We start from the raw sequence: 14,522 nt of genomic DNA, 5'->3' as shown, positions 1-14,522 counted from the left end.
GGCAGCACCTTGCCAGCTTCCCGGGCTGCTTTGCAGCCCATCGCCGGCAACGCCGACTCCTACAGGCGAAAGCCACACTTCGGAGCAACTGGATACATGTGGCGTCCCATTAGCGCACTCGCACTCTTTACCCTGCTGGCCGGCTGCGCCAGCCACGATATCGATCTTCGCGGTTACGACAAGTCTGGCACCGCCTCCTATTACGGCTCCCGTCACCATGGCAAACGCACCGCCAGTGGCGAACCCTTCAATCAGAATGCCATGACCGCCGCCCATCGCAGCTTGCCCTTCGGTACCCGGGTCCAGGTCACCAACCTGAACAACGACCGTAGCGTGGTCGTGCGCATCAACGACCGTGGCCCACACACCCGCGGCCGATTGATCGACCTGTCCCGCGCCGCCGCAGAAAAACTGGGGATGATCCGTAGCGGAACGGCTCGCGTACGGGTACAAAGTCTCAGCGACTGACCCTGTAACGGAGCACGACCATTTTCGACCTGGCCGCCTTACCCACCTTCAGCCTGCTGCAATTGGCCTTCGGCTTGCTGCTACTCATCACCGGTGCCGAGCTGCTGGTGCGCTCCGCCCTGCGCCTGGCAGCCAGCTTGCAGGTCCGTCCGCTGATCATCGGCTTGAGCCTGGTGGCTTTCGGTAGCAGCGCACCGCAGCTTACCGTCAGCCTGCAAGCGGCCTACACCGGCGCCCCGGATGTGGCGGTGGGCAGCGTGATTGGCAGCAACATTTTCAACATCCTGGTCACCCTGGGCCTGGCCGCACTGATCATTCCATTGCGCGTTTCGCGCCAGTTGGTACGCCTGGATATCCCGCTGATGATCGGCGCCAGTCTGCTGGTCTACCTGCTGGCACTCAATGAACTGCTTGGCCGCCTTGAAGGTGCGTTGCTGCTGCTCGGCCTTTTTGCCTACCTGGCGATCCTCTGGCACCAGTCGCGTCACTATGCCCGCACCTTCCCTGCCCCCGGTCCACGACCGCAACAGGGGGGCGGATTCTGGATCACCAGCCTGCTGCTGATGTTGGCCGGATTGGGCTTGCTCAGCGCAGCCGGACACCTGTTGCTTGAAGCCGCCGTCGAAGTGGCGGGCGAGCTGGGCCTGTCTGAACGTGTCATCGGCCTGACGGTGGTCGCGGTCTGCACCTCGCTGCCGGAACTGGCCACCTCGCTGATTGCCGCACTGCGCGGCGAACGGGAGATCGCCGTGGGCAACGTCATCGGCAGCAACCTGTTCAACCTCCTGGCCGTGCTCGGCCTGACTGCGCTGGTGGCACCCGAGCCACTGTCGATCTCGCCCAACGCCCTGGATTTTGACCTGCCGGTGATGCTTGGCGTCGCCGCCTTGAGCCTGCCGGTGTTCTACTCGGGCTACCGGGTAACCCGCGCCGAAGGTCTGGTGTTTCTTGGCTTGTACCTGGCTTATGGCCTGCATGTGGTGGCCTTCACCACCGGCATGCCGCTGGCCACCCGCCTGGAAAAACTGATGCTGTTCTATGCACTGCCAGTGCTCGGGGCGTTGCTGCTGTACACGACCCTGCACGCCTGGCGCCGCCAACACTAAGGAAAACAACATGGGCGACAACACCAAAACCGGCGAACAGGTCCGCCGCCAGGTCATGGGCGATGCTTTTGTCGATCGCGCACTGACAAATGCCACCGAGTTCACTCAGCCACTACAGGACTTCGTCAATGAACATGCCTGGGGCAGTGTCTGGAGTCGCGAAGGCTTGCCGCTGAAAACCCGCAGCCTGATCACCCTCGCCGCGCTGACGGCACTCAAGTGCCCACAGGAGCTCAAGGGCCACGTACGTGGCGCCCTGAACAATGGCTGCAGTGTCGAAGAGATTCGCGAAGCGCTATTGCATTGCGCGGTGTACGCCGGCGTGCCGGCGGCCATCGATGCATTTCGCGCCGCCCAGGAAGTGATCGACAACTACCAGAAGAGCTGATCGATCACTGCGCACCAGGCCGTCAGTCGGCAGTGACGGCGGTCTTGTGGCCCTTTTTCTTCAGCCAGAAGGCCACACCCAGTACGGCCAACCACGCCGGAATCAACAGCACCGAAATACGGATGCCTGGGGTCAGGTACATGATGACCAGGATCAGGGCAAGGAAGGCCAGGCAGACATAGTTGCTCAGCGGATAGCCCCAGCTCTTGTAGAACGTCGTCTCGCCAGCGGCCTGCTTGGCGCGGCGGAATTTCAGGTGGGTGATGCTGATGATGCCCCAGTTGATTACCAGCGACGACACCACCAGCGCCATCAATAGGCCAAAGGCTTCAGCCGGCATCAGGTAGTTGATCACCACGCACAGCCCAGTCGCCAGCGCCGAGACCCCCAAAGCCGCCAACGGCACGCCGCGGGCGTTGACCTTGAGCAGACGCTTGGGTGCATCGCCCTGCAGCGCCAGGCCGAACAGCATGCGGCTGTTGCAATACACGCAACTGTTGTAGACCGACAGGGCCGCCGTCAGCACCACCAGGTTGAGGATGGTGGCCACCAGATTGCTGTCCAGGGCATGGAAAATCATCACGAAGGGGCTGCCGCCCTGCACCACTTTCTGCCACGGGTACAGCGAAAGCAGCACTGCCAGGGCGCCAATGTAGAAAATCAGGATGCGATAGATCACCTGATTGGTGGCCCGCGGAATGCTGTACTTGGGATTGTCGGCTTCGGCGGCGGTGATACCCACCAGCTCCAGGCCGCCAAAGGAAAACATGATCACCGCCAGCGCCATCATCAGGCCGCTGACGCCATTGGGGAAGAAGCCGCCGAACTGCCACAGGTTGGCCACGCTGGCATCGGGCCCACCGGTGCCGCTGATCAACAGGTAGCCACCAAAGGCAATCATGCTGACGATGGCAACGACCTTGATCAGGGCAAACCAGAACTCCATCTCGCCGAAGACTTTCACCTGGCTGAGGTTGATCAGGTTGATCACGGCGAAGAAGATTGCCGCCGTCGCCCAGGTAGGAAAGCCTGGCCACCAGTACTGGATATAGATGCCCACGGCGGTGAGTTCGGCCATGCCTACCAGCACGTACAGCACCCAATAGTTCCAGCCGGACATGAACCCGGCGAACTCACTCCAGTAGCGGTGAGCAAAATGACTGAAGGTCCCGGAAACCGGTTCTTCGACCACCATCTCACCCAACTGGCGCATGATGAAAAAGGCAATCAGACCAGCAATGGCGTAACCCAGCAGCACGGACGGGCCGGCCAACTGGATCGTCTGGGCAATACCCAGGAACAGACCGGTGCCGATGGCGCCACCCAGCGCGATCAGCTGGATATGGCGATTCTTCAGCCCGCGGTGTAACCGCTCTGGGGTGATCTCGTCTTGCATGAAGTGTCCTCGAAGGTAAGAGGCAGTGTTGGAATTATTTTCTTACAGAATCTAGATCCAGCCGCCCCACTGCAAGAAAAAGATGCCGATATTGGTGGTAATAGCGGCCATCAGGGTAGTTATGACGATGATTGCCGCCGCCAACTCATGGTTGCCATTGCTCGACCTGGCCATGACATAGCTGGCCGCCGCCGTCGGGCTACCGAAGTAGAGGAACAAGATACCCAGCTCGGCCCCCCGAAAACCACAGACAACGGCGCCAAGGGTGGCGAGCAACGGCAGCCAGACCATTTTCAGCAGACTGACACTGAAGGCCAGTCCGCCACTCTGGCGCAACGAAGCGAGCGACAGGGTGCCACCAATACAGATCAGCGCCAGCGGCAGGGTCATCTGTGCCAGGTAGTCGCCGGAGGTCAGCAGCCAGTTCGGCAGTGCTACCTGCCCGTAAGCCAGCACTGCCGCCAGCAACACGCTGATGATCAGCGGGTTGCGCAGGATGCTCTTGCAGATACTCCAGGGGTCGGATTTGGCGCTCGGGCTGTATACCGCCAGCACCACCACCGACAGCGAGTTGTAGAGCAGGATCACCAAGCCGGCGAGGATCGCGCCAAGCGAAATGCCGTAATCGCCATACATGCTCGCGGCCAGGGCCAACCCTATCACCCCGTTGTTGCCGCGAAACGCGCCCTGGGTGTAGATCCCGCGGTCATCCCGTGGGCAGCGCCAGATCGCCATCCCCCAAGCCAGGCCAAAGCCAAGCAAGGTCGCGATTGCAAAGTAAAGCAGCAGCCCCGGTTGTACGGCTGAGGTCAGATCGGCGTGGTAGATCCCCAGGAACAACAACGCCGGCATACAGACATTGAACACCAGCGCCGAGGCGGTATGGATGAAGCCATCGTTGATCGCATTGATGCGTTTGAGCAGCACGCCCATGAACAACATGGCAAACACCGGCGCCGTGATGTTCAGCGTCTGGAGAAAAAGGGCGAGCATGCAGGGCGGTCCCGTTGGCTGTCGTTAGGGGGCTAATGATACGCCAGCCACCAGTTGATGAATGGCATTCTGGCGTAAGAAAAAAAATTGTTGACATAGGGAGCGGTTCGGATACAGTTTGAATCACTGTATGCATATACAGCTACTTACGGAAACTCACGACATCTCAAAGGAGTTGAACATGTCAGGTATGCAAACCGGGCCGCACGCCCAACCGGCGCTTGCCACCACCGTGGTCGCCGACCTCGATGCCCTCTTCAGCGTTGACGGCATCAAAATCCCTGGCCCCGACGCCCGCGTAGTGCTGGTGCTCGATGGCCATCACACCATCAAGTATCACCGCCTCGGCCTGCCAGCCAAACCGCCAGCCAGTGGCAAACCGGTACTGCGTTTCGAAGGCGGCGAACACATCGCCATCGGCGACAATACCCTGCTGCGCTTCAGTGCCGACAGCGCGCCGATTGAGGCCTGGAAAGTCGCCTTGCATCTGCCCAACGGCCTGACCTTGAGCTATGGCCAGATCGCTGCCTTGGGCGGCGACTTCTATGGCATCCCCGAGCGACCGATTGCAGATGGCGCCACCGCCCAGGAACGGGTCGAACGCTTTGCCGCCGCCTTTGATTCCCTGGCCGTACTGCCCGCCTCCCGAGACGAAGCTGGCAGGATCCTTGCGGTAATGCAGCGGGAAATTGCCGCCGCCAACCAAGCAATCAAAGACGGTCGCCAGCCGCATGAAGCGTACGACCAGTTGGGCGACAGCCTCTCGGAAGAATGGAACAAGATCACCGGTGGCGGCAGCTTCGTCTCGCCGATGTTCCCTTTGGGCCGCTACCTGAAACTGGCTGCCAGCAACTGGGACCACTTCGGTGAATGGGCGCTGCTCGCCTATATCGCCGGGCACACTGGCGCCTTGCATCAGGCCATGAAAGCACGGGCCAGTGGCGATGTCGGGCAGCTGGAACTGGCCTACGCGATGAACGCCTTCGCCGACCACTTCCTCACCGACCTGTTCTCGGCCGGCCATGTGCGGGTACCGCGCAAGGCAATCAAGGACAACGTCACCCCAGCCGACCTCGGCTCGCTGATCTCGCGCTTCATGCACGACGAAGACAGTAAATACGGCCTGGTGCTGCGCAATGCCCAGGGCGATACCTGGCGCGGCTATGGCGACAAGCGCTACTTCGACACCATCGATGTGGCCAACCGCAAACAGATCGCCGAGGCGGTGCAGAAGTCTGCCGATGAAGTTTTCCAGGCCTTCAACACCGGCACCCTGCCAACGCCAGACAGTTACGGCGCCTTGCGCGTTGCAGCCGACCTGCAGGCCGTCGTTGAAGATCAGGTGCCGGGCAACTTCGCGCCTTTGTTCGCCATGCGCAACGGCAAGCTGATGCGCCGCGCCGATGTCAGCAACCTCAATGATCAGGCCCAGATCGACAACTGGTGGGGCTGGAGCACCTACCTGTTGCTTAAGAACTACACGCCGAACAAACCCAGCGGCTACCTCGAAGCCCCTGCTGCTGCGCCAAGCATTCACGCCGACGGCTGGCAGACCCAGGTGCCGAGCCCGCCGAACTGGCTGCCCGGCCACGCCGTGCGTTATGCAGTGAGCATGGTCAACGGCCTGAACGAATCGTACATCGGCCCCTGGAGTGACTACGCCGAGCTCAACGACCGCTTCCAGCCGACCTTGACGGTACCAGTGGACAACTCGGGAAAATCCACCTCGCGCCACCTGTTCCGGCAGTTTCGCGGCGGTTCGCCGGAACTGATTGCTGCGCTCGCTGCCGGCACCACAACCTATATCGATCATCATCAGTGATAAGGAAATCACCTATGAGCATTACCCTGAACATCGAGCTGGCGTCGGGCCAGTCACTTAAGGATGTACCACTGGAACTGCTGCGCGATGGCGTAGTGATTGGCCGGGCCAAGTTGGCTGAGACGGGCAAGGTGGTGTTTGATGCAGCGCCCGGGACCGGGCAGCAGGCGGTGCGGGTGGATCGGACGATCCTAGGCACCAAGTAGATTTATCGTAGGGCAAGCCCGCTCCACCTGGTAGGAGCGGGCTTGCCCCGTGGTGAGGCCTTCAGCGCCGCACCGGACGCTTTTGCAATTTGCGCTGCAAGGTCCTCCGATGCATGCCCAGGGCGCGGGCTGTAGCTGAGATGTTGCCTTCGTGCTCGGTCAGCACCCGCTGAATGTGCTCCCACTGCAGGCGGTCGACCGACATCGGGTTTTCCGGTACCAGGCTGTCCAGGTCAGCATGCTCGGACAGCAACGCAGCCAGTACGTCATCGGCATCGGCCGGTTTGCACAGGTAGTTACAGGCCCCACGCTTGATGGCCTCTACGGCAGTGGCGATGCTTGAGTAACCGGTAAGGATCACCACGCGCATTTCCGGGTCGAGTTCGAGCAGCTTGGGCAACAACACCAGGCCCGAGTCACCATCCATCTTCAGGTCCAGGGTTGCGTAGTCCGGCACATCCTGCTGAGCCAGCAGCAAGCCCTCTTCGGCGGAACCCGCCGTGCTCACGCGAAAACCACGGCGGCTCATGGCTCGTGCCATGACCCGGGTAAAGGTGGCGTCATCATCTACCAGCAACAGGTGCGGGAGTTCTTCGCCTTCAACCTGGATTTCATCACTCATTACACATCTCCTCGCGCGTCACGCGGCAGGCGCAGCTCGGTGAGCGTTCCGCCTTCCTCATGACTATAGAGTTTTACCGAGCCGCCAGCACGGGTCACGCTGGCCTTGCTCAAGAACAGGCCCAGGCCGAAACCTTTGCCCTTGGTGGTAAAGAAAGGTTTGCCGATCGACTCGGCAATGGCCACCGGCACACCCGGACCATGGTCACGGATGCTGATCACCATATCTTGTGCATCCCAGTCCAGGCGCACTTCAAGTTCGTCCGGACAGGCATCGGCGGCATTGTTCAACAGGTTCAGCAACGCCTGGGTCAAGTCCGGCGGAGGCGCCAGGCGCGGTACACTGCCCAGCCCCAGACGTTGAAAGCGATAGCTGGCCTCGGGGCGCATCAGGTGCCAACGATTGAGGGCTTCATCCAGCCAGGCCGTGACCTCCTGATCTTCCACCGCCATACGCCGGTTGGCTTCTGCGGCCCGCACCAGGTTCTGCAGGGTTTCCTTGCACAACTTGACCTGGTCCTGCAGCACGGCCAGGTCTTCCTGTAGCAACGGGTCGTTGTGGTCCTGGCGCATTTCCTTGATCAACACGCTCATGGTCGCCAGCGGCGTGCCCAGTTCATGGGCAGCACCGGCGGCCTGGGTCGCAACAGCCAGCAGTTGCTCATCGCGCAGGCCTTCTTCGCGTCGCTCGGCACGCAGTTGCTCCTGACGGCGCAGCTCTTCGGCCATTTTCGCAGCAAAGAAGGTGATCACCGCAGCTGCCAGGGCAATGCTCAACCACATGCCATAGACCTGCATTTTCTCCCGCGCCATGGGGAAGGTCTCCAGCGGGTAGAACTGCACCAGCAACAAGCTGTAGGCCGCCAGGGCGATACCCGAGAGGACCAGTGAATAGACCCAGGGCAAGGTCACCGCGGCAATGGCCAACGGCACCAGATAATAGGAAACGAAGGGGTTGGTCGAGCCCCCGGAGTAATACAGCAAGGCACTGTGGATCAACAGGTCACAGGCCAACTGGAGGGCGTATTCCAGCTCCGTGACCGGCAACGACAGGCGCAGGCGCAGGGCGGTGAAAGCACACAGCAAGCTCGACAGACCCAGGGTGATAACCAGCGACACCCATGGCAGCGGCAGCAGTTCGGTCCAGTAGGCAACGCCCACCGAGCCTGCCTGGGCGGCCAGTACCAGAATGCGGATGAAAGTCAGGCGCCAAAGGTTCTGACGGGTAGCGGACAGCAGTTGTACGGGGGCGAGCATGAGCTCTCCTGATGAGTGCTCCAGGGCGAATCGTGGCGAGTATACCGAAGCTGCACCTTGGTCTGCAGAGATGCGGCAAAGCGCCACACTTTTTTACACAACAATGATGGCCTTTTTGAACCTCACTACACTCTTGCGAGTCTCATGGGCCTGCGTGGAAAGGATTAGTCAGTGTCCACGCCTCATTTTCAAGGAGTCCTACATGCTTAATTCCCGTCGCAGCGCTGCCCTCGTGATGGCCACCAGCCTGCTCGCCAGCCTCCCAGCATGGGCACAAGAGCCACGTTACAACCAGGTCTCGCTGCGCGCTGAAGTCAGCAAGGAAGTATCGCGCGACCTGATGATCGTGACCCTGTACAGCGAAGCGCAGAATACCGACCCGGGCAAGCTGGCCAAAGAAATCACCGAGACCATGAACAAGGCGGTGCAACAGGCCCGCGAGGTCAAGGAAGTGAAGATCAGCCAGGGCAGCCGCAACAGCTACCCGATCTATGACAACAAGGGCCAGAAGATCACCGGTTGGCGTGAGCGCGCCGAACTGCGTCTGGAAAGTGCCGATTTCCCGGCCTTGTCGAAGCTCACCGGGACCTTGCTGCAGGACCTGAAAATGGGCGGCATGGATTTCTCCATCGCCCCGGCCACGCGCAAGACCAGCGAAGATGAGCTGCTCAAGGATGCAGTCAATGCCTTCAAGGCCCGCGCGCAACTGGCCAGCGAAGCACTGGGTGGCAAAGGCTACAAAGTGGTCAACCTCAACCTCAATAGCAGCGGCTATCCGCATCCCTATGCGCGTAGTGCGCCAATGATGATGAAAGCCGGCATGGCTGAAGACGCCGCGCCTACCCCGGACATCGAAGCAGGCACCAGCCAGGTCAGCCTCAGCGCCGACGGTACCATCGAAGTTCAGATGCCCTGAGTAACGTTACTTTTGTGCTGTTTCGTGGCAGTTGCGGCTGCCACGAACACTGTTACGCGTAGCAACTCCATGCACTACTCTGGTGCCAGACGTGACCACGCCGACATGTAACGTCTACGAAACATACTGAATCACCCACTCGCAAACGTTCAACTCCGTAAAAAATTATACGGATGCGACATTCCTGTACGTTCGTCCCACTGTTTGTCGCTACACATCCCTTTGAGTGTTGCATTGGGTATGGGGCCTGCATAAGTATCCGCAGGTCGGCTCACAAGGCCCCCTCAAAACCAAAAATGACAACAATGAGGCCACCATGCTCAAACACGCGGTCATTCCGTTTCTAGTCGGCGCAAGCTTGCTTGCCGGCGCACCTTCCGCCCTCGCGGCGACTAATCTGGTGTTTTGCTCCGAAGGCAGCCCCGCTGGCTTCGACCCGGGCCAGTACACCACCGGAACCGACTTCGATGCCTCAGCCGAGACTGTCTTCAACCGCCTGAGCCAGTTCGAGCGCGGCGGTACTGCTGTGATTCCGGGCCTGGCGACCAGCTGGGACATTTCCGAAGACGGCCTGACCTACACCTTCCACCTGCGCGAAGGGGTCAAGTTCCATACCACCGACTTCTTCAAGCCAACCCGTGCATTCAACGCCGACGACGTCCTGTTCACCTTCAATCGCATGCTCGACAAGGACATGCCATTCCGTAAGGCCTACCCGACCGAGTTCCCGTACTTCACCGACATGGGCATGGACAAGAACATCGCCAAGGTGGAGAAGGTCGACGATCACACGGTCAAGTTCACCCTCAATGGTGTCGACGCCGCGTTCATCCAGAACCTGGCCATGAGCTTCGCCTCGATCCAGTCGGCCGAATACGCCGCGCATCTGCTCAAGGAAGGCAAGCCCGCCGACATCAACCAGAAGCCGATCGGCACCGGGCCGTTCGTGTTCAGCAAGTACCAGAAAGACGCGCAGATCCGCTTCAAGGGCAACAAGGACTACTGGCAGCCCGATGACGTGAAGATCGACAACCTGATCTTCGCCATCACCACCGACGCCTCGGTGCGTATGCAGAAGCTCAAGAAGAACGAATGCCAGGTCACCCTCTTCCCCCGCCCCGCTGACATCGAGCCGCTCAAGGCTGACCCGAACCTGAAGATGCCCGACCAGGCTGGCTTCAACCTCGGTTACATCGCCTACAACGTGATGGACAAGATCAAAGGCAGCAACGAAGCCAACCCCATGGCCCAGCTCAAGGTCCGCCAGGCTCTGGACATGGCTGTGAGCAAGCCTGAAATCATCCAGTCGGTGTACCAGGGTGCCGGCCAACTGGCGGTCAACGCCATGCCGCCAACCCAATGGTCCTACGACACCACCATCAAGGACGTGCCGTTCGACCCGGAAAAAGCCAAGCAGCTGCTCAAAGAAGCCGGGGTCAAGGAGGGCACAGAGATCACCCTGTGGGCCATGCCAGTGCAACGCCCGTACAACCCCAACGCCAAGTTGATGGCCGAGATGCTCCAGTCCGACTGGAAGAAGATCGGTATCAATGCCAAGATCGTCAGCTATGAGTGGGGCGAGTACATCAAGCGCTCCAAGGGTGGCGAGAACGGCGCCATGCTGATTGGCTGGAGCGGTGACAACGGTGACCCGGACAACTGGCTCGGCACCCTGTTCGGCTGCGACGCTGTTGCCGGCAACAACTTCTCCAAATGGTGCGACAAGCCTTATGACGATCTGATCAAGCAGGCCAAGGCTACCTCCGACCAGGCCAAACGTACCGAGCTGTACAAACAAGCCCAGCATCGCCTCAAAGACCAGGTGCCAATGACACCGATTGCTCACTCGACGGTGTATCAACCTATGCGCAGCACCGTACAGGACTTCAAGATCAGCCCGTTTGGCTTGAACTCCTTCTATGGGGTCAGCGTAAGCCAATAGCAGCCACCGGCCCCGGCCCCGCTGATGCCGTACGGCACCAGGGGCCGTAGCCTGATGGCCTGGCAGGTCAGCCGTTAGCGCATCGACACGGAAACGTCGCGCGCCCTACCGGACACCTCCTACACATCTTTGCGTAATCGTACCTACCGACAGCGTCCTGACGGCCCTACCGTCAAGGCAGCGTCGCAGTCGGCGCGATTCGCACGGCTGTGCGCCATGGACCGCTTGAAAAACAACAAGAGAGAAGGGATCGTCATGCGCCACACCCCGACTTATGCAGCATTGCTGGGCCTCGGCCTGCTCGCCCAGGCCCCCGCGGGCCTGGCCAGTAACCTTGTGTTCTGCTCCGAAGGCAGCCCAGGTGGTTTTGACACCGCCCAGTACACCAGCGCCACCGACAACGATGCCGCCGAGCCGATCTACAACCGTCTGGTGGAGTTCGAGCGCGGCGCCACCGCCGTCAAGCCGGCCTTGGCAAAAAGCTGGGACGTATCCGATGACGGCCTGACCTACACCTTCCATTTGCGCGAAGGTGTGAAGTTCCATAGCAACAAGGACTTCACCCCAAGCCGTGAGTTCAATGCCGACGACGTGCTGTTCACTTTCCAGCGAATGCTCGACCGCGGACACCCGTTTCGCAAGGCATACCCCACCGAATTCCCCTACTTCGTCGGCATGAGCCTGGACAAGAACATCGCCCGGATCGAGAAGACCGACCCGATGACCGTGGTCTTTACCCTCAACAGTATTGATGCCGCCTTCGTGCAGAACTTGGCGATGAGCTTCGCCTCGGTGCTTTCGGCCCAATACGCCGAGCAGTTGATGACCTCCGGGCGCCCCAGCGATATAAACCAAAAGCCGATTGGCACCGGGCCGTTCGTGTTCCAGCGTTATCAGAAGGATTCACAGATCCGCTACCGCGGCAACAAGGACTACTGGGACCCGAGCCAGGTAAAGATCGATCAGCTGATCTTCTCGATCAACACCGACCCGTCGGTGCGCATCCAGAAGCTGCGCAAGAACGAGTGCCAGGTCACCTTGCACCCGCGCCCCGCCGACCTCGATGCGCTGAAGAACGATCCAAAGCTGCAGGTCATCGAGAAGCCCGGTTTCAACCTCGGTTACATCGCCTACAACGTGCAGCACAAACCCTTCGACCAGCTCGAAGTACGCCAGGCCATGGACATGGCGGTGAACAAACCGGCCATCGTCAACGCGGTGTACCAGCAGGCCGGACAACTGGCGGTGGGCAGCATGCCGCCGACTCAGTGGTCCTACGACGATACCATCAAGGACGCTGGCTACGACCCGGACAAGGCCCGCGAGCTGCTCAAGGCCGCCGGAGTCAAGGAAGGCACCGAAATCACCCTCTGGGCCATGCCTGTGCAACGCCCGTACAACCCCAACGCCAAACTGATGGCCGAAATGCTCCAGGCCGACTGGGGCAAGGTCGGTCTGAAGGTGAAGATCGTCAGCTACGAATGGGGCGAATATCTCAAGCGCACCAAGGACGGTGAACACGACATCTCGTTGATCGGCTGGACCGGTGACAACGGCGACCCGGACAACTGGCTGGGCACCTTGTACAGCTGTGATGCGATCGGCAGCAGCAACTACTCGATGTGGTGCGACCCGCAGTACGACGCACTGGTCAAGAAGGCCAAGACCATCACCGACCGCGAGCAGCGCACCGTGCTCTACCAACAGGCGCAACAGCGCCTCAAGCAACAGTTGCCCATCACCCCGATCGCCCACTCGACGGTCAACCAACCGCTCAGTGCCAAGGTCGTGGATTTCAAGGTAAGTCCTTTCGGGCGCAACATTTTCTCAGGCGTCAGCACCGAGTAAAGACCTGATTCGGCCACGGGGGTGCAACCCACCCTCGTGCCCTGACTCAGCCTGAATATGCCCGATTTCCTTGCAGCAAACGATTGCAACCCTTGTTCCACCGAGAAAGACGCCCAGCTCACAAGGCCAGGCGGCAACTAAAAAAAGAAAAGAAAGGGAGCTTTACCTTGAGACCAACTAAAACCGTAGTACTGGCATTGTCCCTCAGTGGCCTGTCAGCTGTGGCCCAGGCCGAATCCGTGAGCCAGGACTTTGTTCCGGTCAGCGTCAAATCCACCAGTGCCCAGAGCGAAGCCACAGGCTTTATCGAAGGCCAGAGCCTGTCCGGCTCGACCCGCAACTGGTATGCCCGCGAACGCGCCACCCGTGCACCGCTGTGGAAGTACTACAAAAGCGACGGCACCCGCCATGACACGCACAGCCGCGACAACTGGGTGCAAGGCACCATCCTCAACTACAGCTCAGGCTTCACCGAAGGCACCATCGGTCTCGCCACCGAAGTCGCGGCCTACAACGCCATCGCCCTCGAGCAGGGACGCGCAGCGGTAGCCGGGCCGAACAACCGCACCCTGACCCACAGTGACGGTGATGTAATCGGCCAGTGGAGCAAGATGGGCCTGGCCAACGTCAAGGCCCGTGTCTCCAACACCACGCTGACCGCCGGTCGCCAGTCCATCGACACCCCGGTCATTGCCTACATCGGCAACCGTGCCTTGCCGTCGAGCTTCGAGGGCGTGAGCATCCGCAGCGAAGAATTCGACAACCTGGCCTTCGATATCGGCACCTTCGACCGGCTCTCGACGCGGACCGAACAAGGCACCAGCAAATTTGTTGCCGAGTATGGTGATCGCGCCTTTGAAGCCGATCACGTCAACATCGCCGGTGTGAACTACCAGCCACTGAAGAGCTTGAAAACCAGCTTCTACGTGTCCAACGTCGAAGACTTGTGGAACCAGTACTACTTCGGCGCCAATCACGAGTTGGGCGATAGTTCGGTATTGAGCCTTACCACTGGTCTGAACTACTACAAAACCAAAGACGAAGGTAAAAGCCAACTCGGTGAGATCGACAACGACACCTACAGTCTGTCATTCGGCCTGACGCATCAGGCGCACACCCTGAGCTTTTCCTACCAGCAAGTAAACGGTAACGAATACTTCGATTACCTGCACGACACCAACGCGATCTATCTGGCCAACTCCCTGCTTTCGGACTTCAACGGCCCGAACGAGAAGTCCGTGCAGATCGCCTATGTACTGAACATGGCCCAGTACGGTGTGCCTGGCTTGAAATTCAACCTGTACAACGCCCGTGGCTGGGGCATCGATGGTACCCACTACAACGGCACCGGTTATGACGTGAAGAAGCTGGACGACGAGAACCACTACGAGTGGGGCATCGGCACCACGTACGCGGTACAAAGCGGTTCACTCAAGGACACCACCATCCGCGCCACCTACACCGCGCACCGGGCCAGCAAGAACCAGGGCGACGGCAGCCTGGACGAGCTGCGTATCGTGACCACCATTCCATTCAACATTCTCTAAGCGTCAGCTGTC

The 14,522-nt window shown here is 60.1% G+C and carries 13 protein-coding genes; 9 read left to right on the top strand and 4 right to left on the bottom strand.

The genetic code is table 11. From position 1 onward, the window contains the following. Positions 1 to 96 precede the first annotated feature (96 nt). From ACRESH_RS11895 to ACRESH_RS11885, 3 genes are all read left to right on the top strand, one after another. On the top strand, positions 97 to 468 hold the full coding sequence (locus ACRESH_RS11895; protein WP_431742180.1) for a septal ring lytic transglycosylase RlpA family protein: 372 nt from the start codon (positions 97 to 99) through the stop codon (positions 466 to 468). Between the two features lie 62 nt (positions 469 to 530). Further along, complete coding sequence (locus tag ACRESH_RS11890; RefSeq protein WP_431742179.1) at positions 531 to 1,574, top strand: calcium/sodium antiporter; 1,044 nt, start codon at positions 531 to 533, stop codon at positions 1,572 to 1,574. A gap of 10 nt (positions 1,575 to 1,584) precedes the next feature. Further along, complete coding sequence (locus ACRESH_RS11885; protein WP_431742178.1) at positions 1,585 to 1,962, top strand: carboxymuconolactone decarboxylase family protein; 378 nt, start codon at positions 1,585 to 1,587, stop codon at positions 1,960 to 1,962. A 22-nt stretch (positions 1,963 to 1,984) separates the two neighbouring features. Here ACRESH_RS11885 and ACRESH_RS11880 read toward each other — a convergent pair whose 3' ends face one another. Both ACRESH_RS11880 and ACRESH_RS11875 read right to left on the bottom strand, forming a co-directional pair. Beyond that, on the bottom strand, positions 1,985 to 3,358 hold the full coding sequence (locus tag ACRESH_RS11880) for an amino acid permease (RefSeq protein WP_431742177.1): 1,374 nt from the start codon (positions 3,356 to 3,358) through the stop codon (positions 1,985 to 1,987). Positions 3,359 to 3,409: 51 nt separating this feature from the next. Beyond that, entirely contained in the window at positions 3,410 to 4,351 is a 942-nt protein-coding gene (locus ACRESH_RS11875) for an AEC family transporter (RefSeq protein WP_431742176.1), read from the bottom strand. Positions 4,352 to 4,532: 181 nt separating this feature from the next. Between ACRESH_RS11875 and ACRESH_RS11870 the strand changes: the two genes are divergently transcribed. Continuing rightward, the gene (locus ACRESH_RS11870; protein WP_431742175.1) at positions 4,533 to 6,173 is read left to right on the top strand and encodes a phospholipase; all 1,641 of its coding nucleotides are present in this window, start codon (positions 4,533 to 4,535) and stop codon (positions 6,171 to 6,173) included. A gap of 14 nt (positions 6,174 to 6,187) precedes the next feature. Beyond that, entirely contained in the window at positions 6,188 to 6,379 is a 192-nt protein-coding gene (locus ACRESH_RS11865; RefSeq protein WP_431742174.1) for a hypothetical protein, read from the top strand. A 61-nt stretch (positions 6,380 to 6,440) separates the two neighbouring features. On the opposite strand, the gene ACRESH_RS11860 is transcribed toward ACRESH_RS11865, so the two are convergent. Then, positions 6,441 to 7,001 carry a response regulator transcription factor gene (locus ACRESH_RS11860; RefSeq protein WP_038614443.1) on the bottom strand — a complete coding sequence of 187 codons (561 nt, stop codon included), beginning with the start codon at positions 6,999 to 7,001 and terminating at the stop codon, positions 6,441 to 6,443. Next, positions 7,001 to 8,257 carry an ATP-binding protein gene (locus ACRESH_RS11855; protein ID WP_431742173.1) on the bottom strand — a complete coding sequence of 419 codons (1,257 nt, stop codon included), beginning with the start codon at positions 8,255 to 8,257 and terminating at the stop codon, positions 7,001 to 7,003. The genes ACRESH_RS11860 and ACRESH_RS11855 overlap by 1 nt, the downstream gene beginning before the upstream one ends. Before the next feature lie 202 nt (positions 8,258 to 8,459). On the opposite strand from ACRESH_RS11855, the gene ACRESH_RS11850 reads away from it, so the two are divergent. The 4 genes from ACRESH_RS11850 (at position 8,460) to ACRESH_RS11835 (ending at position 14,510) form a co-directional block, all read left to right on the top strand. Further along, positions 8,460 to 9,173, top strand: a complete 714-nt coding sequence (locus ACRESH_RS11850; protein ID WP_431742172.1) for an SIMPL domain-containing protein — start codon at positions 8,460 to 8,462, stop codon at positions 9,171 to 9,173. A gap of 316 nt (positions 9,174 to 9,489) precedes the next feature. After that, the gene (locus tag ACRESH_RS11845) at positions 9,490 to 11,115 is read left to right on the top strand and encodes an ABC transporter substrate-binding protein (RefSeq protein ID WP_431742171.1); all 1,626 of its coding nucleotides are present in this window, start codon (positions 9,490 to 9,492) and stop codon (positions 11,113 to 11,115) included. 255 nt (positions 11,116 to 11,370) lie between these two features. Next, positions 11,371 to 12,963: an ABC transporter substrate-binding protein gene (locus ACRESH_RS11840; RefSeq protein ID WP_431742238.1), complete on the top strand. Its 1,593-nt coding sequence runs from the start codon at positions 11,371 to 11,373 to the stop codon at positions 12,961 to 12,963. A gap of 167 nt (positions 12,964 to 13,130) precedes the next feature. Beyond that, positions 13,131 to 14,510 carry an OprD family porin gene (locus tag ACRESH_RS11835; RefSeq protein WP_431742170.1) on the top strand — a complete coding sequence of 460 codons (1,380 nt, stop codon included), beginning with the start codon at positions 13,131 to 13,133 and terminating at the stop codon, positions 14,508 to 14,510. Positions 14,511 to 14,522: the final 12 nt, after the last annotated feature.

The sequence above is a fragment of the Pseudomonas sp. genome, from assembly GCF_050739775.1.
Taxonomy (GTDB): domain Bacteria; phylum Pseudomonadota; class Gammaproteobacteria; order Pseudomonadales; family Pseudomonadaceae; genus Aquipseudomonas.
Note: the sequence above shows the minus strand (reverse complement) of the source record. Positions and strands in the feature narration are given on the sequence as shown.